Origin of the sequence: Negativicoccus succinicivorans (genome assembly GCF_018373335.1) — a bacterium.
GTDB lineage: Bacteria > Bacillota > Negativicutes > Veillonellales > Negativicoccaceae > Negativicoccus > Negativicoccus succinicivorans_A.
Map to the genome: position 1 here is coordinate 1 of NZ_JAHAHH010000012.1, position 19,547 is coordinate 19,547.

Consider the following 19,547-nt stretch of genomic DNA (forward strand, 5'->3'; position numbering starts at 1 on the left):
AAGTATCGAAGCGGTGCGATTAATGATGAGAATCGCAACGAGATTGACGGTCGTTTGAATACTTTGAGCAGTGATATTCGCGTGGCGGTGGAGAATTATCCGGAGTTGAAGTCGCAGTCCGCGATTCGAGATGCGATTCAGCAGAATTCGTACCTGCAAAAGGAGATCACAGCGGCGCGTTCTTTCTATAATGACACGGTGAATGCGTGGAATCGGGAGATTTTTTCCTTCCCGTTCAAGAAGGTGGTGGCGGCGCAAGAGGGGAAGACGACACGCATTCCCTTTGTTGCTTCAAAAGAAGTCAAGACACGATCTCGCGAGGTGTTTTTCGGATAAGAAGAGGTACTATCAACGGTGGTTAGCTGATAGATCTGTCGCAGGACGTGTTGCCGGTGAAGACGGGCGGTTGATTGATGAATGCGATGATGGAATGACGGTTACGAGCGGTATACCGTCGTGTCGCCGAGAAATACGGTACGAAAAAAGAGGGATTGCTCCCTCTTTTTTTGTATACATCGGTAACGGCCGCATCGGATCGGCGTGTGGCGAGAGCGACGAAAGGTGCTCGGCGCGGATTGGGTTCATCTGAAATGTGAAAAAGGGAAAGAAAAAGCAAAGAAAGCAAAGAAAAAAGAGGGCGAGTGCCCTCTTTTTTGAAAATACTTAGAAACGGTACTGCAAGGAGACGGTGTAGGTTCTTTCACGAGCGGCCTCGCCTGCGTAGAATTTTTTGTCGAACAGGTTGTAGATGTCGCCTTGTAAGACGAGCCCTTCTTGGATTTCATAGTTGGCGGAAAGGCTGGTGATGAAGTAGGAGTCTTCCGATTTGTATTCACCGGTGTCACGATCCGGACGCTGTCTTTCGCTGACATAGGTGTTGTCCAAGAGGACTTGCCAGGGCTTGGCATCCCATTGCACGCCGAAGTGAACGAGGTGGCGCGGAATATCGTAGTACCGATTGCCATCTACTTTGGCATCGGTCAGAGCGTAGTTGGCATAGGCCGACCAATTCTGGTTGAAACGATACTGCGTACCGAATTCGATGCCGCGACGGACGAGATCACTTTCTGAGTTGTAATAATTACGCGGGCTGGAACCTTTCGGCCTCAGAGCGACGAGATCTTTCGTTTTGGCATGGAAGAGCGTCACATCCCAAGTCAGATTCTGATCATAATGCTTGTAACCGACTTCCCAAGTATTGGTCGTTTCCGGTTTTAAGTCCGGATTCGGATCGATGGTTCCACTGTTTCGATATACCTGGTAAAGGACTGGAGGGTTGAAGGAGTGACCGTAGCTGATAAAGGCGGAGTTGTTCTCATCGAAGCGATGTTCCACCGCTACTTTCGGGGACCACTCGCCATAACTTTCGGAAGCGAAGTTGTTATTTTGCCAAGTGCCTTTTTTCAAGACATTGTTGTAGCCGTTTTCTTTTTTGTAGCGGTCGTAACGCATGCCTAAGTAGAGATCGGTCGTATCCGCGACTTGCCATTTATCTTGGAGATAAAACGCGTGCAGGATCCCGCGCCCGCCATTGTATTCATAGGGGCTGCGGCCGGTATTCCGATCGATGTCCCGCCAGTGGTCCATAGTAAAGCGGGTCTGCGCGAAGGATTCGCGATTGTAGTTGTAGCCGACCGTGAGCGTATGGTCTTCGATGTCTATATTTTTGTGAATATCGAAGTTATACGCCTTGCTCGGATAGTAGGAGAATTCGCCCGGTCCGTTCCACGCATTCAAAGTGTCCGTGTTGACGATATCGGGTGCGCTGCTGGAAGTACTGTAGCCGTCGTTGAAGCGATTGGTGTATCCGAAATGCGCGAAGAGTTGATTCTTGCGATCGGTGAATTGCAGGCGATGGACGTCCATATCGCGGACACCGTAGTTCCCGAGATAGTTATTCGGGCTGATTTTCAAAATTCTCTTGTCGGGCAATTCCCAAACGCCGCCCCAAACGGGGTTGCCGCTTTTGTCGTAAACATAGGTGAAGGGATTGCGATAGTCGTAATTGTGCTCCGAGCGGGTGAAGGCGTAGTCTAAGCTGCGATTTTCATCGAAATCATAGCCCAGGGAAAAGGACCATGTTTCCGTGTCGTTCAATTTCTCGCCACGTGAGCCGATGATGTAGTAATTGCGCGCCGATTGTGCCAAGTCGACCTGATGCGTCGGCGTAACTAGTTTGTCGGGGTCTTGCTTTTTGGCGCTTTTGTCGATGTAGTAGCCGACATAGCCGTCCGTGGAGCGTTTTTCATAACCGAGGCCCATACGCCAGTGGTCTTTTCTTATCTTTGTGTTCAAACCGAAACGCTTCGTTTTATCGCTTCCGTAAGAAAGAATCGCATTACCGCTGAGTTCTTCCTGCGACTTCGCGGTGATGATGTTGATGACACCGCCGACGGCGCGACCACCGTAAAGCGACGAGCCGGCGCCGCGGACAACTTCGATTTTTTCAATATCCGTGGTCGGTAAGACGGCCCAGTCGACGGTACTGTTCCAGCCGGAGTTCAAGGGTTGTCCGTCAAGCATGATCAGGGTTTCAGCGGAACCGAAACCGCGCATCATCAAATCGGAAGACATGCCTCCGTCCGCAACCGGCGAACGATAGACGCCGGGCGTATGCGCTAACGCGTCGGCAAGGTTTTGCACCGGACGCTTTTTCATTTCTTCTGCCGTGACGACATTGACGGATGCCGGTACATGTTGTGTTTTTTCCTCAAGCCGCGTCGCGGTGACGATCACTTCCCCCAGATCGTACTGCGGTGCGGCATACGCCATGCTCGTTCCGGCAACCATCGCCAAGACGAGCGGTATGAGTTTCCTTTTTCTCATAAAGGCCTCCTCAGAAATAAATAATAAATGATAACAATTACATATAACTGCAAACCATATCGGTTACAATCATATATAGTATACATTCTCGAAAAGATTTGGTCAAAGAAAGAAAAGAAAAAAGTAAAAGCTTTCTTATTGCAATATTTGTTGCTATGAATTTACCAAAAGATCCATATGATAAATCTTTTGGCGCGGAACTTCAGACCGTTCACGGATGGATTTAAGATGCCAAAAAGATAAGCGTGATATAATAAACAAAATGAAATTTTACTTCATCTCATGAGAGAGGGGATTTTGATGAACGAAATGAGACAAGCGCAAGTTGTGGAAGAAATGACGTTTAAGCGCGCTTTTGAACGTTGCGTACGAGAAAAGTACGTGGCTTTCAGCGGTCGCGCGTCACGTGCGGAATACTGGAAGTTCATGCTGATTTATGTGGTTATTTTGCTCATTGCGCAGGCGTTGGACGTGGGACTTTTTCCGCACACCGTAGACGAGACCGGAATGGGAGGGACGATCACGACGATCGTGACGATTCTGTTGTTCCTGCCGGCGTTTACGGCGCAAATTCGTCGTCTGCATGATATCGGCAAAAGCGGCTGGTGGATTTTGTGGCAGATTGTGCCGCTCATCGGCACGTTGGTGTTGCTTTATTTCCTGGTGAAACCGTCGGAAAAAGGCGCGAACAAGTACGGCCCGCAGCCTTCGGAAACATTATAAAAGTCCGCTTCGGCGGGCTTTTTTTATTGGAAGCGATAAGGCGTGAATGTGAAAACGAAAAGTGACCGAATGAAATTTTACACGGATATTTTGCAAGTAAAAATATGGTCATGATTTTGGCATGATGACGGGGAAATTTCACGTGAAGCGGCAAATAATCGGTAACGCGCCACTTTTTTGCGCGCTGTATTTCACTCATTTTTGACAAAGCGCGGCGGCGGGAAATGGCCGTGCGGCACAGGCGGTATAGAACAGTTAATATGGTATAATAAGAACAGGAGTTTGTGAGCGGACCGGACAATTTTGATTGTCCATAGCAAGATCAGCAAGAATGTTCGGGACATCTACATATTGGGAGGTTTTATTTTGGCGAAAGAAAAATTGCAGATCATCCCCCTCGGAGGTTTGGGAGAGATCGGTAAAAACATGACGGTATTCCGTTATGGAGACGATATTGTGGTGCTGGATTCGGGCTTGGCATTTCCGGATAACGAAATGTTGGGGATTGATATTGTCATTCCGGATTTCAGCTATTTGATTGAAAATAAGGATAAAGTACGCGCGATTGTGATCACGCACGGGCACGAGGACCATATCGGCTCGCTCTCGTACCTGTTGAAGGAAGTTTCGGCGCCGGTTTACGCCACGCGTCTGACCTGCGGTTTGATCGAAGGCAAGTTGAAAGAAAATCGCGTGGGCAAGTACCAGCTGAATGTCGTTAAATCCGGCGATGAAATCACGGCCGGTGCTTTTAAAGTCGGATTTTTCCATGTGAACCATTCGATTCCGGATGCCTGCGGGATTTATTTCCGCACGCCGGTAGGAACGGTGGTGCACAGCGGCGACTTTAAGATCGACTACACGCCGGTGGACGGCAAGATGATGGATTTCAAAAAAATTACGGAGCTCGGCAATCGCGGCGTGCTCGTGTATTGCGCGGATTCGACGAACGCGGAACGCGCCGGGCATACGCCTTCGGAAAAAACGGTTTCCGCGGCGCTGATGCGGGAGTTTGAACAGGCGCGCGGCCGGATCATTTTAGCGACGTTCGCATCGAATGTGTCCCGTTTGCAGATGGCGATCGACGCGGCGGTGGCGAATCAACGTAAAGTGGCGGTGTTCGGCCGTTCCATGGTGAATGTCGTCGGGATCGCGCTCGAGATCGGGTATCTCACGGCGCCGAAAGGAACGATTATCGACAGCGATGAAATCAATCGCTACCGCGCGGACCAGCTTTGCATTTTGACGACCGGCAGCCAGGGTGAACCGATGGCGGGCCTTTCGCGGATGGCGGACGGCGCGCACCGACAGATCCAAATTCATCCGAACGATACTGTCATTCTCTCGGCGTCGCCGATTCCGGGCAACGAAACGAGCGTCGGTCGCACGATTGATAAATTGGTGAAACTGGGCGCGCATGTGGTGCACGGTTCGGATAAGAAAGTTCACGTGTCCGGCCACGGCTCGCAGGAAGAATTGAAGATGATGTTGTCGCTGATTCGCCCGCGCTTCTTTATTCCGATGCACGGGGAATACCGCATGCTGCATAAACACGCGGAAATCGCGGAAAGTTTGGGCGTGAAGCGCGACAATATTTTAATCGGTGAAAACGGACAGATATTTGAGTTCACCGGTCGCAAAGGTCGGCTCGCGGACAAAGTGCAAGCGGGCAAAGTCTATGTGGACGGTTTGGGCGTCGGCGATGTCGGCAATATCGTTATCCGCGATCGCCAGCAACTGTCGCAGGACGGCATGGTCATCGTGACCATGGTGCTCGAAAAAGGGTCTTCGCAGGTGCTCGCCGGACCGGATATCGTGTCCCGCGGCTTCATTTACATGCGCGACTCGGAAGTATTGATCCGTGAAATGACGCGGCGCGTGGAAGCGGTTATCGAGCGCTGCGCGGACAATAATATCACGGAATGGAATGTGATTAAAACGCAGATTCGCGATACCCTGTCGCGTTATATCTTTGAAAAGACACGTCGGCGTCCGATGATTCTGCCGATTATTCAGGAGGTTCATTAATGCCGCAACGATCTACCCGCGCGCTTACGGAAGCGGGCCTGCTCGTCGGCCTCACGGTGGTGTTGTCGCTGGTGGGGACGTACGTACCGATCCTCTCGGCGGTAGCACTGTTGTTGTGGCCGGTACCGATCGCCTATTTGGGCGTTCGGTACGGCATGCGTTGGTCGCTGCTGGCAACAGTGGCGACTTTATTTATCTTGACGCTTTTGACGGGACCGGTGACGGCGGCCGGCATCGGGCTGACCTTCGGCGCGATGGCCTTGACGCTGGGCGAGGGATTTCGCCAGAAGTGGTCGGCGGGACGCATCTTAACGGTAGCGACGATTGTGTTTCTACTCGGTTTCGGGATTCAGTTCCTGCTGTCCTTTTACGTCATGGGCGTGAACGTTTTCGCGATGTATGAAGACGCGATGCGCCAATCGACGGAACAGGCGTTCCGAACGCTGGAAGGCATGGGTTACAATGCGATTGACCTGGCCGAGGCGAAGTCGCAATACTTGGCGCAACAGGCGCAAATCCGTCAGGTGGCGCCGTTCATTGTGGTGTCGGCGGGATTGCTGCTGTCGTATCTTGACATTATTATCGCGCGGGCGATTTTACGTCGTCTGCAGATTGATTTGCCGAAGTTTCCGCCGGTGGCGGAATGGGAAATGCCGCGAGCGGCGCTGTACCTGTATGTGTTCGCGTTGCTGCTCGGCTGGTTCGGACCGCAATATTTCCCGCAACTGCCGGTAGAAGTAGCGATGAATATCCAGGTCGCGGCGATGTACTTGATTTGGTTGCAGGGGATCGCCGTCGTCTTTTGGTGGGCTCGCCGTCATCCGCGGTTGGCCTTCATGCGCTGGGTGATCGTGGTCGGAAGTTTTATCATTCCGACATTTTTAGGCTTTTTATTTTTAATCGGTTTAATTGATATGGGCATCAATTATCGTAAACGGAAAGGATATACTCCGACGAATGGAATATCGTAATTTCTGGTTCAAAAATCGCAGTGACCGCGTGTACGCGGCGATTGTGATCCTGCTCCTCGCGGTGCTGGCCTGGTTTAACCCGATCGTGGCAGGCTTGTGCGCTCTGGTCGCGTTCGGCGTGTACCTCGTGCTGCGCAAAACGGAGATCGAGCAGGAACGCGTGTGGCGGCATTACCTGAACGCGGTGTCCGCCTCGGTGACGGAAGCGTCTTTATACGCGACGCAGAATTTGCCGATCGGGATTGCGATTATTGATGAAAAAAGCAGGCTCGTTTGGAGCAACTCGGTGTTTCGCGACTGGGTGCAGGAACTGAAAGAGGGCGACCGCCTGCAAAAGTTGTTGCCGCAAACGCAACTGGCCAAATTGTGGGGAAAATCGGGCTATTTTTCCGCGCGGATCGGCGACAGTTATTACCGCGTCATCTATAAATTCCTCGACCGCGCCGGCGGCATCAATGCCGCGGAGGGCGAGGATACCGCCGAAGCCTACATGGTGCTGTATTTTGACGATGTGACGGCGGCGGAGCGCAGTAAGCAGGAAAGCGTTGAGGCGTTGCCGGTTTTCTGTTATGTGCAGCTGGACAATCTGGGCGAAGTTTCGTCCGATTTGACGGAAGTGCAGCGTTCGGAACTCTGGTCGGAAGTCAATACGATCGTGCTCGACGAATTCGGCAAACTCGACGGCTTTATCAAGAGTTACGAGCGCAATAACTATATCGCTTGCATCAGCCGTAAGTCGTTGCAGCGATTGATTGACGACAACTTCAAAATATTGGAAAAAGTGCGTTCGATTCATACGATGAACCGGATTCCGGTGACGCTTTCGATCGGTTGCGCTTACGGAGAAGAATCCTTCGCCGAGCAGGAAGAGGAAGCGCGTTTGGCGCTCGATTTGGCGCTGGGCCGCGGCGGCGATCAGGTCGTCATTCGGGCGGACGGTGAAACGCAGGCCTTCGGCGGTAAGAGTCAGGCCTTGGCGAAAAATACGCGCGTGCGCGCCCGCGTGGTGGCGCAGGCGATTCACGAATTGATCAGCCAGGCGGACATGGTACTCGTCATGGGGCATGCGAAAGAAGATTACGATGCGCTCGGGGCGGCGCTGGGCGTCGCGTACATGGCGACCTCGGAAGGCGTGCCGGCGCATGTCGTCATCAGCGAAGATCAGGACACGGTCGAAAAGCTGGTCGATCAGGTGCGCGCGACACCGGGCATGGAGGATTTGCTGATTTCGGAAGAGGCCGCGCAAGAATTGGTGACGCCGCAGACGGTACTTTTTGTGGTGGATACGCATAAACCGGAAATGACGGCGGCGCCGAGTTTGGTGGAAATGATTCAAAACCGCGTCGTCATTGATCACCATCGACGCAGCAATACCTTTATTCCCGATCCGCTGCTCGTCTATCTCGAGCCCTCCAGCTCCTCGACATGTGAACTTGTCACCGAGCTTTTACAGTACTATTCCGATACGATCGAGTTGAACGAAACACAGGCCTCGGCGTTGTACGCCGGTATCGTCGTCGATACGAAAAACTTCGCCGTGCAGACCGGCATTCGCACGTTCGACGCGGCCAGTTATTTGCGCCGCAGCGGCGCCGCGACGGAACTCGTTCGCGATTTGTTCGCGCTCGATTTCGATACTATTTTGACGCGGGCGGACGTGTTGACGCGCGCCGAAAAAATTGACGGCGACATCGTCTGCGCGACCATTCCCGATGATGCGGAAAACGCGCAGATCCTCGCGGGACAAGTGGCCGATATGATGATCAACATTGAAAATATACATACAAGCATCGCCATTTACTACAATGGCGAAGGTTACAGCGCGTCTGTGCGTTCCGACGGCGAAGTCAATGTCCAGCGCGTGATGGAAGAGCTGGGCGGCGGCGGTCACCAGACGGTGGCGGGCGGACAGTTCGCGCCGGAAGAAACGCCGGAAGAAATCAAAAATAAAATTGTCGCGCAGATTCGCGCGCAAAAAGAGGAGAATGCGAAATGAAAGTAATCTTATTACAAGACGTCAAAAAAGTCGGTAAAAAAGGGGAAATCATCGAAGTCGCCGACGGCTACGGCCGCAACTACCTGATGCGTCGCGGCTTGGCGCTGGAAGGTACGCCGGAAAACTTGAATAACGCGCGTCAGAAAAACGCCGCGCAGGAACATAAAGATCAGGTCGCGGAGGATGAAGCCAAAATTCTCGCGGCGCAATTAAAGAAAGTAACGGTCGAAGTGCCGTTGAAACTCGGCGCCGACGGACGCGCGTTCAGCTCCGTCACCGCGCAGACGATCAGCGAAGCGCTCGCGGCGAAACATGAACTCACCGTGGATAAAAAGAAAATCGAATTGAAAGAACCGATTCGCACCGTGGGACGTTTTCCCGTCGCCATCCGGATTCATCCGAAGATGACCGCGGAAATCCAGGTGCATGTAGTTCCGGAGGAATAATCAGACAATGAAAGATATCTGGCGGCGGTTGTGGAGTCGTAATTCGCAGACCGGCGCCGAGAGCGAAGCGGAATTCGGACGGCAAATCGCCGTCCTTTCGGGTGTGTATTCGGGCCTTATCGGCACGGAACGTTTTTTGCTGGCGGGCAGCCATTATAACGCGCTTTCCTACCTGCACGCGGAAGATCCCCGAAAACGGTTGGCGGGGTTGGCGCGCATCGTGCTGGAAGATCCGGATATTCCCGTGCCCGGTGAAGAACAGTCGCAGGCGCTGCTGGAGCGAACGGAAAATCGCATCAGCGATCTCTTGGCGCGGCAGGCGGTCGAAGAGCGGCTGGAACAAAAAATTAATGACGCGCTGGAAGAAAAGCATCAGGAATATGTGAATGATTTGCGCCTGGAACTTTTGAATGAAGAGACGGGCGATTTTGAAACGCCGCAATCCCGTGAAAAGTTGGCGCAGCTGGACAAACTGGACCACATTCGTTTGACGGATACGATCGCCGCCCAAGTGCGACCGCAAACCTTGGCCGATATTGTCGGGCAAAAAGACGCGGTGGAAGCGCTGCTCGCGAAACTCGCGACGAAGTATCCGCAGCACCTGCTTTTATACGGACCACCGGGCGTCGGCAAGACGACGGCGGCACGCGTCGTGTTGGAGGCGGCGAAGCAATTCGACTTCACGCCGTTTCAAAAAGACGCGCCGTTTGTGGAAACGGACGGCACAACACTGCGCTGGGACAACCGCGACATGACGAACCCGCTGATCGGTTCCGTGCATGATCCGATCTATCAAGGAGCGCAACGCGATCTCGCCGATAAGGGGATTCCCGAACCGAAACCGGGGCTGGTGACCAAGGCGCACGGCGGCGTTTTATTTATCGATGAAATCGGGGAAATGGACCCGCTGCTGCTCAATAAGCTTCTGAAGGTACTCGAAGATAAGCGGGTGTACTTCGAGTCGTCGTACTACGATGAAGACGATCCGCAGGTGGCGGCGTATATTAAAAAATTATTCCGCGACGGCGCGCCGGCCGATTTTATTTTGATCGGCGCGACAACGCGCGCGCCGGAAGAAATCAATCCGGCGATTCGTTCGCGTTGCGCGGAAGTCTTTTTCGCGCCGTTGGCGACGGATGATGTCGCGCGAATCGTCACGGACGCGGCGCAAAAACTCGGCGTGGTATTGGAGGACGGCGTCGCGGCGGCGATTGCCGAATACACCGGCGAAGGACGCAAAGCGGTGCAGCTGCTGGCGGACGCGTACGGTTTGGCGATGTACCACGCGGGACGCGCCGACGGCTTGACCGTCACCTTGCAGGATTTACGGCGAGTGGCGCAGGCGGCGCATCTCGTGCCGCAACGTCATGATCAGGCCTCGTCGCAGCCGCGCGTCGGACATATTTTCGGCCTGGGCGTGGCGGGCTATATCGGTTCGGTGATTGAAGTGGAAGCGGTCGCTTTCCCCGCGCGCATTCCCGGTAAAGGGGAACTGCGTTTCAACGATACGGCGGGCTCGATGGCGAAAGACTCCGTATTTAACGCGTCGGCGGCGGTACGTCGCGTCGCGGGCGCGGATACGCGTGAATATGATTTGCATGTGAATGTGATCGGCGGCGGTCAAATTGACGGCCCTTCGGCGGGCGTGGCGGTGACTTGCGCGCTGCTTTCGGCGATTACGGGCATTCCGTTGCGGCAGGATATCGCCGTCACGGGCGAAGTCGCGCTGAACGGTGCGATCAAACCGATCGGGGGCGTGCACGCGAAAGCCTATGGCGCGAAGCAGGCGGGCATGAAGAAAATGCTCATTCCGGATGAAAATAGGGATGATATCGGCACGGAGTACGCGGGATTGCCGATTGTCCGCGTCAAAACCATCGAAGACGCGTGGCGGGAAATGACCGCGGGAGGTAAGGCATGATCGAACGGATTCCACCGCAAAATGTGGATGCGGAACTGTCCGTCTTAGGGGCGGCGGTGACCAATAAAGAAGCGGCGATCAAAGCGACCGACGTACTACAGGCGGCCGATTTTTATCGGGAAGCCAACGCGGTCGTTTTTGAAGCGATCAATAATCTGATTTTTCACAACCAAAATGTCGACGTTTTGACGGTGACGGAAGAACTGCGCCGCATGGGGCAACTGGATAATGTTGGCGGCGTCAGCTATGTGACGGATTTACCGAACCATCTCGTTTCCTCTCTCGACGTGGAACGGCACGCGCAGATCGTGCTGGAAAAAGCGCGCTTGCGTCGCCTGATTCTCGCCGCGGATACGATCGCGGGAGAAGCGTACGCCGGCGAAGGCGAAGTGACGGATATCGTCGATGCCGCCGAACGGCGTATTTTGGAAGTGGCGAAAGATGAACGTCGTCAGGAGATGACGGCGATCGGTGAGATCGTCCAGGGACAGTTGGACGATATTTCCAATAAATATACGAATAAAAGCGGGATTACCGGTTTGCCGACCGGATTTTCCGGCTTCGATAATATTACGAGCGGGCTGCAGCCGTCCGATCTGATTTTGGTGGCGGCGCGTCCGTCCATGGGTAAAACGGCGCTGACGCTTAACATCGCGCAGCACGTGGCGCTGAAAGAACACAAAAATGTGGCGTTCTTTTCCTTGGAAATGTCGCAGGAGCAGCTGGGCTTGCGCATGATCTGCTCGACCGCGCTTGTCGATTCGCAAAAATTGCGCACCGGTCGCATCTCTTCGCAGGAAGATTGGTCGCATATTATGCAGGCGGCGACGGCCTTATACGACGCGCCGCTGTTTATTGATGATACGCCGGGGATTACGGTCGCGGAAATGCGTTCCAAGGCGCGGCGTTTGCAGGCGGAAAAAGGACTCGATTTAATCATCGTCGACTACCTGCAATTGATGCAGGGCAGTCAGGGCCGTCGACAGGCGGAAAATCGGCAGCAGGAAATTTCCGAAATTTCCCGTTCGCTGAAAAGTTTAGCGCGTGAACTCAAAGTGCCGGTAATCGCTCTTTCGCAGTTGAGCCGCAGCGTCGAATCACGCCAAGTGAAACGCCCGATGCTTTCCGATTTGCGCGAATCCGGTTCGTTGGAGCAGGACGCGGACATCGTCGCGTTTCTCTATCGGGAAGGTTACTACCAGCAGGAAATTGAGGATTCCAGCAAGAATGTCACGGAAGTCATCATCGCCAAACACAGAAACGGCGCCACGGGCACGATTCAGCTGTACTTCCACGGTCAGTGGACGCGCTTTGTCGATCTGTCGGATCGCGTCGACGAGCCGGAGGCGCAGTAATTTATGACGGACGGGACGAGCGAAATCGGTTTATGGCAGGACAACGCGTCGACGAATTGGCAAACCTTGCCGGACAGCGCGGAGCCGTTTACGGAACATTGGTATGAAACGGCGAAGCATTGCCGTCATTGCCGTCTCGGCGCGGAGCCGAATCACGGTCCGACCGGCGCGACCGGTCCGATCGATGCGCCGTTAATGCTGGTCGGCGAGGGACCGGGCGGCGTGGAAGATACGTATGGCGTGCCGTTGGTCGGCCCGAGCGGGCAACTTTTAGATTGCGCGCTTTGGTCGGTCGGCATCACGCGCGATCGCGTGTACGTGACGAATATCGTCAAGTGCCGACCGCGCAACAATCGCACGCCGCAAGCTGCGGAGGCGGATATTTGCGCGACGCGCTGGCTCTGTCGCGAAATCGCGCTGGTGAAGCCGCGCGCGATCGTCGCTTTGGGAAAAGTCGCGCTGCGTTTTTTCGCCGGTCGCGAATTGGGCATCGTGCGTTCGCGCGGCCAATGGTTGCAGTGGACGCTGCCGGGCACGAATGAAGTCTATCCCGTCATGCCGACGTTTCATCCCGCGTACCTGTTGCGTTTGACGGGGCCGGCGGAAAAGGAAGCGAAGTGGCAGGTATACTACGACTTACTGGCGGCCAAAGAAAAAGCGGCGGCCGCCGTTCCCGCGTATCGCTGGCAAGCGGCGACGCCGCCGGATCTCAAGGGTCTGTTTGATGAGAGACGTCAGGAACGCGCGCAGAGGCGCTGAAGGAGGTTATTGTGCAAGAACCGATTTTATTTAATCCGCGCGTGGCCGCGCAGAAACCGCGCAGTGTTTTGCATGATCCCTGTCCGTTTTGCGCCCGCGAGCATTTGACCGATATCCTCGCACAAAAAGACGATATGATTTGGCTCGTCAACAAATATCCCGTCATGGAAAAAACCTGGCAGACTGTGTTGATCGAAACGGCGAAACATGACAGCGATATCGCGACGTACGCGCCGGAAGAATGGGAAAATATTTTACGCTTCAGCATAGAAAAATGGCGTGAAACGATTGCGCGCCGCAGATTCCGCTCCGTGATTTATTACCGCAACTTCGGCCCGACTTCGGGCGGTTCTATTCGGCATCCGCATTCGCAAATTATCGGTTGCGAATCGTTTGACTACATGCAAAATGTGCGCTTGGATCAGCTTGACGGCGAAGTTTTGCATGAAACGAACGGCGTGCGCGTGACGCTGTCGGATCATCCTATCTGCGGGTTGCGTGAATTTAATGTACGGCTGAAAGATCCGGAACGACTGGATGAATTCGCCGACAGCATTCAAAAACTTGTGAAGGTGATCGTCGATCCGAACGGCTGGGGATATGCCAGCTATAATTTGTTTTTCTACGCGGCCGACTATGAATACTGTAAAATTATCGCGCGCGGCGTGACGAGCCCGCTCTTTCTGGGCTACATGCTCACGCAAGCGCCTGATGCGAAGGCGCGGCAAGCGATCCGCGCGGAACTCATGCCGCTTTGGACGGCGACAAGGAGACGATAGATGCGATTTTGGGCATTAAGTGATTTGCACCTGTCGGGCGATCCGCCGCAAAAGCCGATGGATGTTTTCGGCGACCGCTGGCGGAATCATCGGCAGAAAGTGGAAACGAATTGGCGTACGCAAGTGGCGCCGGAAGATACGGTCTTGATCGGCGGCGATGTTTCGTGGGCGATGAAACTCGAAGAAGCCGCCCCCGATTTGGATTTTATTCGGGCGCTGCCGGGACGTAAAATTATTTTGCGGGGCAATCATGATTATTGGTGGGCGGGACTTGCGAAAATGCAACGCGCGACCAATCATGAATTGCTTTTTTTACACAATAACTTTATCCCGCTGACCGAGGCGGTGGCTGTCGCCGGCACGCGCGGCTGGATCGCGCCGGGAGATACGAAGTGGCAGGCGGAAGACGAAGTCGTGTGGGCGCGCGAATTGCAACGCCTGGAACGTTCGTTGACGCTGGCGCGAGAGGCCGGCTTTACCAAGCTGTTCGTGGCCACGCATTATCCGCCGTTCAATGAAGCGCGCGAACCGACCGAGATGGCGGACATCGCGAAGCGATACGGAGCGCTCGGATATATTTACGGACATATCCATGACGAGCAAAATTTCCGTTATTTGCCGCGGGAAATCCACGGCGTGCCTCTTTACCTCACGAGCGCGGATCACTTGCAATTCAGTCCTTTGGAGATTCCTTTACCGATGTGAAAAAGTGACAAAGAAAAAAGACGAAATCGAAATGATTTCGTCTTTTTGATTGCGCAGACAGCTTATAGTTTTGAAAGCGTATCTTTACGCGCTAAAAGCCATGCGGGAATTAATGAAGCCAGCAAGCCGACGGCCATGGTACCCAGCGCGATCAACAGCGGCTCTTTCAGGAAGGTCAGCGGCAAAGCGATCGCCGTATTCGTCGCCATCAGCGAACGGACACCGAGGTAGCCCGCATAACCGAGCACGTAGCCGAGAATTCCGCCGAGGACCATAATCAAACCGTTTTGCCAGAGCGTCACGGTCAAAAGTTCCGAACGTTTGGCGCCCAGTACGCGCAGGATCGCGCGTTCCGGCAAACGTTGCAGACCGGAGAGGTAGAGCGTGGAAAGAACGACCAACAGAGCGGCGGCGATGAAGAAGGCGCCGATGTACCACCACATTTTTTCGCCTTGGCCCATCAGGGAGAAGAGCTGAATAATGACCTGCGCCGGAAAGACCAATTGCGCGTCGTTGCGCCCTTGAAATTCCATGGCGAGTTTCAACGCCTGACCGTAGCCTTGCGGCTGAATCAATACGGCCGTCACCTGTCCCGCGGCCGCGGCGTGCTCACCGTCGTTCACGACTTGCGCGGCGGGTTTACCCGCGGCGGCAACCTTCGGTTGCGCATGGTCGTGCTCATGCTCTTCTTCGTGCACGTCGGCGGCATGCTCGTGCTCGTGTTCATGTTCATGTTCTTCTTCGTGCGCGTCGGCGGCATGGTCGTGTTCATGCTCATGTTCGTGCTCATGTTCTTCTTCGTGCACGGCAGCTTCGTGCTCATGCTCATGTTCATGCTCATGTTCTTCTTCGTGCGCGTCGGCAGCTTCGTGTTCGTGATCATGATCATGATGATGTTCATGCGCTATCCAGACGCTACGGATATCCGTTAAAACGGCGTGATCGTACGGGCCTTCCACCGGCGCCAAAATGCCGACGATCGTGTAGGTCTGGTCTTTGTGGACATGACCGTGCGCGGTCGCGCCGTGAATGGATTGGAATGTGTCGCCGATTTTAGCGCCCAAAAGTTTCGCGGCGCCGTCGCCGATGACCGCTTCAAAAGGAGCGTTGAAACGGCGGCCCTCAGCGACTTTCAACCACGGTTCGCTTTGCGGCTTGACCCGATAATCGAAAATCGTGCTTTCGGTGCCGACGATGCGAAAGCCGCGCCAGTTGTCGCCGAACGCCAGCGGGATCGCCTGTTTTACCAAAGGATTATTTTTTACATCCTGAAAAACATCGCCGGAGATATTACCGATCGGTCGATCCTTCAAATACGCCGTGTTGAGTACCAACTGGTTGGCGCTGCCTTTGGCGCCGACAATTTGTTGGAACGGTTCGGTCGCTTTCGTGAGTCCGTAATGCATGCCGAACGAAAGCGCGGCGATAAATACGGATGAGGCGATCGCCAGCGCGATTAAAAGCGTCAGCAAAAGCGTTTGCCACGGACGGTGGCGCAGTTCGCTCCAGGCTATTTGGCGCAGCATAGGCGGCCTCCTTCCAAACGAATCGTGCCGTCGAGTTTCGCCGCGACGTCTTTATCATGGGTCGCCACAATCAGCGTGGCTCCCGCCGCACGCGCGCGTTCCTGTAAAAGTTCGATCACGGCCATACCTGTGGCGCGATCCAGGCTGGCGGTAGGTTCATCGGCGAAAATATAATCGGGATTTTTGATGAGAGCGCGCGCCACCGCTACGCGCTGCTGTTCTCCCATGCTGAGTTCGCGCGGCAATTGATGACCGCGTTCCGGTAAACCGACCGAGCGCAAAAGTTCTTCTGCCGCGTCGGCACGGGCGCGATCGGGAGTGCGGGCGAAGAAAGCGCCGGCCAGGATATTATCCCGCGCGCGTAACGTCGGCAATAAAGAAAAGTTTTGCATGACGTAACCGACATGCGCCGCGCGAAATTCATCGAGCTCGGATTCACGGCAAGCCGTAAGATCTGTGCCGTCGATCTGAATGACGCCTTCCTGCGCGCGCGTTAACCCCGCGAGTAAGTGCAGTAACGTCGACTTGCCGCTGCCGCTGGGACCGACCAACGCCCATTGGCTACGGTCGCCAAGCTCCAGCGCGTCGATCGCCAACACGATGCGTTCGTGATCGCCGTCGCGATATGATTTTTTCACATTGCGTAAAGTGATCATACATTCCTTCCTATTGCGCTGTAACGCTGTAGGCGTTAATGCGAACCAATGATACAAAGCCCGTTTCCGCGTCGACCGCCGAACCGAGTTCGAGCGAACCGCGCACCGTGATAGGCGCGTCAAAAGGCAACGCGACAACGGGTTCCTGTAATTTTACGACAACGATATTATTCGGCCAATCGGCGTCTGTCGAACAGAACGGACAAACAGACATCGGTACTTCCGTTAACACGAAAAAATTAATGGTCGGCGTTAACGGCGGGGCCATAAAGCCTGTCATCTCCACTTCCTGCCCGGCGAGACTTTTCAAATAATCGGACAAAACCAAACCGCGAACGGTAGAGCCCGCGTACATTTGCCCAAAAGAAAGCGAAGCAGCGGCTTGAACCACTCCGCTGCTTGCGCCTAAAGCCACAACCAGAGCAAGGACGAGATGCAATAATTTACGTTGCATGGTCATGCTCCTCTCGTACTATGTTGTTTATTACTTCGTTGCGTCAATACCCAGAGCGCGCATGATCGCAAAGAAGATTTCGGTGTTGTCCATCAGACCGTGGAATTCTTCCGAGCCCGGACCGCCGGCCATGACGACGATGTCATCCGCGGAGTGGACTTCCTGCGTTTCCTTGGTCGAAGGCAACGAACCTTCGACGTAGCGAGCGCCTTTCGGTGCGCGATACGGGTTGCCGATAATCTTGCCGTTTTCGCCGGTAATCGCCGGTGCTGTCGGTTTCGCCTGGAAACGATAGTTTTCGTAGTGATCCGGGAAGTTGGCGTATTGCAGAGCGAGCGTTACGTCGGCATCCGGATCATCCGGGAAGCCGTCGGCGTTGCGGTCCGCGAATGTCGGCCAGCCGGCTTCGGCGTACGTGCGAACCGCGTCGCGGCCTTTCGCGCCGTCATGTTCGTGGTACGTGCCGGTCAGCGATACGCCGTGCGAGTGGTCGGCAATGACGACGATCAAGGTATCGTCGCCGTTGGCTTTCGCCCAGTCGGTCGCGTAAGCTACGGCCTGGTCCAATTCGATCGTGTCGTAAGCGGCGCGTTGCCAATCCATCGTGTGCAACTGTTTGTCAATGCAGGCGCCTTCGGACATCAGGTAGAAGCCGTTCGGGTTTTTCGAGAGAATATCAATCGCTTTCGCGGTCATTTCAATCAAGTTCGGCTGATCCGGGAAGTTTTTCAGAACTTCCGGATTCTTTTTGAATTCACGATCCATGTAGACGTTCATATGGTTCATCGTGAAGAGGCCGAGCAGGGGTTTATTGTCGTTGGCTGCCAACATTTCCTGACGGTTGCCGGCGAATTGGAAACCCGCTTTTTCAAAATCGGCGATGACGTTCTGTTCGTCTTTCCGTTTCGAACCGTTGGTGGAAAGCGGCAGGAAGAACTGCGCGCCGCCGCCGAGGATGACATCCGGACGATGGTATTCGGCGAGGTAGTCGGCGGCGATCGCCGGCTGTTCCGCGCGACGACGGGTGTGGGCAGTTACCGCGGCCGGTGTCGCGTCCGTAATGGCGGCCGTGGATACGATGCCGACGCCCATGTCTTTGGTACGTTTAACGATCTCGGCAATCGTTTCGACTTTCGGATCATCCATCGGATCTTTGGTGCGGTTTTCATATACGCCCATCGCGTTGACGACGGATTTGTGTCCCGTATTGTAGGCCGATGCCGAGTTCGCGGAGTCGGTGACCAGGGAGTCATAACCCGATGTGGTGACAAAGGCCATGTTCGGCAAGTTTTCCATGGACAGATGACCGTTGTAGCGGCCTTCGTAAATGCCTTTGGAAAGAATGCGCGCCGCTTCTTTGATCTGCGGGCTCATGCCGTCGCCGACAAAGAGGATGACGTTTTTCGCTTTTTTCTTCGCCTTTTCATCGACTACTTTGTAGTTGATGTGGCGTTTGAGCGCGCCTTTGGAAGTGTTGGCGGCGACAGCGATGTCGATTTCGCCGCGTTCTTTGAAGCTGACATTGTCGATTCGGTACGACGTGTAGTCGTCATGGACCGTAACTACCGGCTTTTTGCCGAAGTATTTAGCGGCGTCTTTGCCGTTGACGGTGACGTTTAACGCCGTCGGATGATTGCCGTTGACTTCGACTTCAAAGTCAAAGCGTTGCCCCTTTAAAAATTTCGCCTGATCGATCGGCATGATCGCGATTCCCGTGCGGGCCGCGCTGCGGGATGCGAGCTTTTGACCGTGCTGCCAGTCCGCTTTGGCCTGCTGCGACATGTAAGTCGGCATCGGTTCGGATGCGAAACTTACATCAGCGGGCATCGCCAGCGAGAAAATTCCCGCGGCCAGGAACAAGCGCAAGGTGCATTTGGTAATACTGCGTGCGTTCATAGTAACCTCCCCTTAATGGAAAATCCATTTTTGCTAAACGTATAATAGCAATCTGTCAACAAAATACGGTAAATTTTTCGCCGTTTCTGTGTAAACATGAACGATTATTCAGAAATGTTGCATTTTTACCGGAGACCGCGCGAATTTCCGCAACTGTTTACACGAGGAAGAGGAGGATTGACCAAAGAACGTATTATTTTGTAAAATCCGCGTAAGCAAAAAGGCAGTCCGAAGACTGCCTTTTATGTTTGTTTTTTATTTATCGGCTTCGTCAATCAAAACAACCGGTTTAATCAGATCTTTCGGCTTGTCGTGCATCAACTCAAGTGCTTCCGGCAAGTGTTCCATGCCGCGGAATACGTGAGTGACGAGTTCGGCGATGCGTAAGCGTCCCGTTTCGACCATGTCCAACAGTTGTTCCATGCGCAGACGACCGCCCGGCGTGAGACCTCCGCGGATCTGTTTGTGCGCCATGCCGGCGCCCCACGCTTCGCGCGGGATTTCGA

Annotated in this window: 16 protein-coding genes and 1 pseudogene; 11 read left to right on the forward strand and 6 right to left on the reverse strand. The window is 54.2% G+C overall.

What is annotated here, in order from left to right; all coding sequences use genetic code 11:
* A partial coding sequence (locus KH813_RS01835; RefSeq protein ID WP_303992540.1) for a LemA family protein occupies positions 1 to 336 on the forward strand: 336 nt, incomplete at its 5' end.
* A gap of 327 nt (positions 337 to 663) precedes the next feature.
* Here KH813_RS01835 and KH813_RS01840 read toward each other — a convergent pair.
* Positions 664 to 2,826 (reverse strand): TonB-dependent receptor, encoded by a 2,163-nt coding sequence (locus KH813_RS01840; protein ID WP_303992542.1) that lies wholly within the window; start codon positions 2,824 to 2,826, stop codon positions 664 to 666.
* Positions 2,827 to 3,126: 300 nt separating this feature from the next.
* On the opposite strand from KH813_RS01840, the gene KH813_RS01845 reads away from it, so the two are divergent.
* The 10 genes from KH813_RS01845 (at position 3,127) to KH813_RS01890 (ending at position 14,509) form a co-directional block, all read left to right on the forward strand.
* Positions 3,127 to 3,549 (forward strand): DUF805 domain-containing protein, encoded by a 423-nt coding sequence (locus tag KH813_RS01845; protein WP_303992545.1) that lies wholly within the window; start codon positions 3,127 to 3,129, stop codon positions 3,547 to 3,549.
* Between the two features lie 363 nt (positions 3,550 to 3,912).
* Entirely contained in the window at positions 3,913 to 5,577 is a 1,665-nt protein-coding gene (locus tag KH813_RS01850; RefSeq protein WP_303992578.1) for a ribonuclease J, read from the forward strand.
* Entirely contained in the window at positions 5,577 to 6,548 is a 972-nt protein-coding gene (locus KH813_RS01855) for a YybS family protein (protein WP_303992546.1), read from the forward strand. Before KH813_RS01850 ends, KH813_RS01855 begins: the two co-directional genes overlap by 1 nt.
* Positions 6,535 to 8,544, forward strand: coding sequence for a DHH family phosphoesterase (locus KH813_RS01860; protein WP_303992549.1), 2,010 nt, complete (start codon positions 6,535 to 6,537; stop codon positions 8,542 to 8,544). Before KH813_RS01855 ends, KH813_RS01860 begins: the two co-directional genes overlap by 14 nt.
* A complete protein-coding gene (gene rplI / locus KH813_RS01865) occupies positions 8,541 to 8,990 on the forward strand; it encodes a 50S ribosomal protein L9 (RefSeq protein WP_303992552.1) in 450 nt (149 codons plus the stop codon). Before KH813_RS01860 ends, rplI begins: the two co-directional genes overlap by 4 nt.
* Before the next feature lie 7 nt (positions 8,991 to 8,997).
* A complete protein-coding gene (gene lonC / locus KH813_RS01870; RefSeq protein WP_303992554.1) occupies positions 8,998 to 10,911 on the forward strand; it encodes a Lon family ATP-dependent protease in 1,914 nt (637 codons plus the stop codon).
* Positions 10,908 to 12,266, forward strand: a complete 1,359-nt coding sequence (dnaB, locus tag KH813_RS01875) for a replicative DNA helicase (protein WP_303992556.1) — start codon at positions 10,908 to 10,910, stop codon at positions 12,264 to 12,266. The genes lonC and dnaB overlap by 4 nt, the downstream gene beginning before the upstream one ends.
* A gap of 3 nt (positions 12,267 to 12,269) precedes the next feature.
* Entirely contained in the window at positions 12,270 to 13,025 is a 756-nt protein-coding gene (locus tag KH813_RS01880; RefSeq protein WP_303992560.1) for a uracil-DNA glycosylase, read from the forward strand.
* Positions 13,026 to 13,036: 11 nt separating this feature from the next.
* On the forward strand, positions 13,037 to 13,804 hold the full coding sequence (locus tag KH813_RS01885) for a DUF4931 domain-containing protein (protein WP_303992562.1): 768 nt from the start codon (positions 13,037 to 13,039) through the stop codon (positions 13,802 to 13,804).
* Positions 13,805 to 14,509: a metallophosphoesterase gene (locus KH813_RS01890; RefSeq protein WP_303992565.1), complete on the forward strand. Its 705-nt coding sequence runs from the start codon at positions 13,805 to 13,807 to the stop codon at positions 14,507 to 14,509. It begins immediately after the preceding gene.
* 62 nt (positions 14,510 to 14,571) lie between these two features.
* Here KH813_RS01890 and KH813_RS01895 read toward each other — a convergent pair whose 3' ends face one another.
* The 5 genes and pseudogenes from KH813_RS01895 to KH813_RS01915 all read right to left on the reverse strand — a co-directional run.
* Positions 14,572 to 16,035, reverse strand: coding sequence for an ABC transporter permease (locus KH813_RS01895; RefSeq protein WP_303992569.1), 1,464 nt, complete (start codon positions 16,033 to 16,035; stop codon positions 14,572 to 14,574).
* Positions 16,020 to 16,691, reverse strand: a complete 672-nt coding sequence (locus tag KH813_RS01900) for an ABC transporter ATP-binding protein (protein WP_303992570.1) — start codon at positions 16,689 to 16,691, stop codon at positions 16,020 to 16,022. Before KH813_RS01900 ends, KH813_RS01895 begins: the two co-directional genes overlap by 16 nt.
* A gap of 10 nt (positions 16,692 to 16,701) precedes the next feature.
* Positions 16,702 to 17,145, reverse strand: coding sequence for a hypothetical protein (locus KH813_RS01905; protein ID WP_303992573.1), 444 nt, complete (start codon positions 17,143 to 17,145; stop codon positions 16,702 to 16,704).
* A 30-nt stretch (positions 17,146 to 17,175) separates the two neighbouring features.
* Positions 17,176 to 19,041: an alkaline phosphatase gene (locus KH813_RS01910; protein WP_303992576.1), complete on the reverse strand. Its 1,866-nt coding sequence runs from the start codon at positions 19,039 to 19,041 to the stop codon at positions 17,176 to 17,178.
* Between the two features lie 255 nt (positions 19,042 to 19,296).
* Positions 19,297 to 19,547: pseudogene (locus KH813_RS01915) on the reverse strand (NAD(P)-dependent alcohol dehydrogenase); the annotation flags it as partial.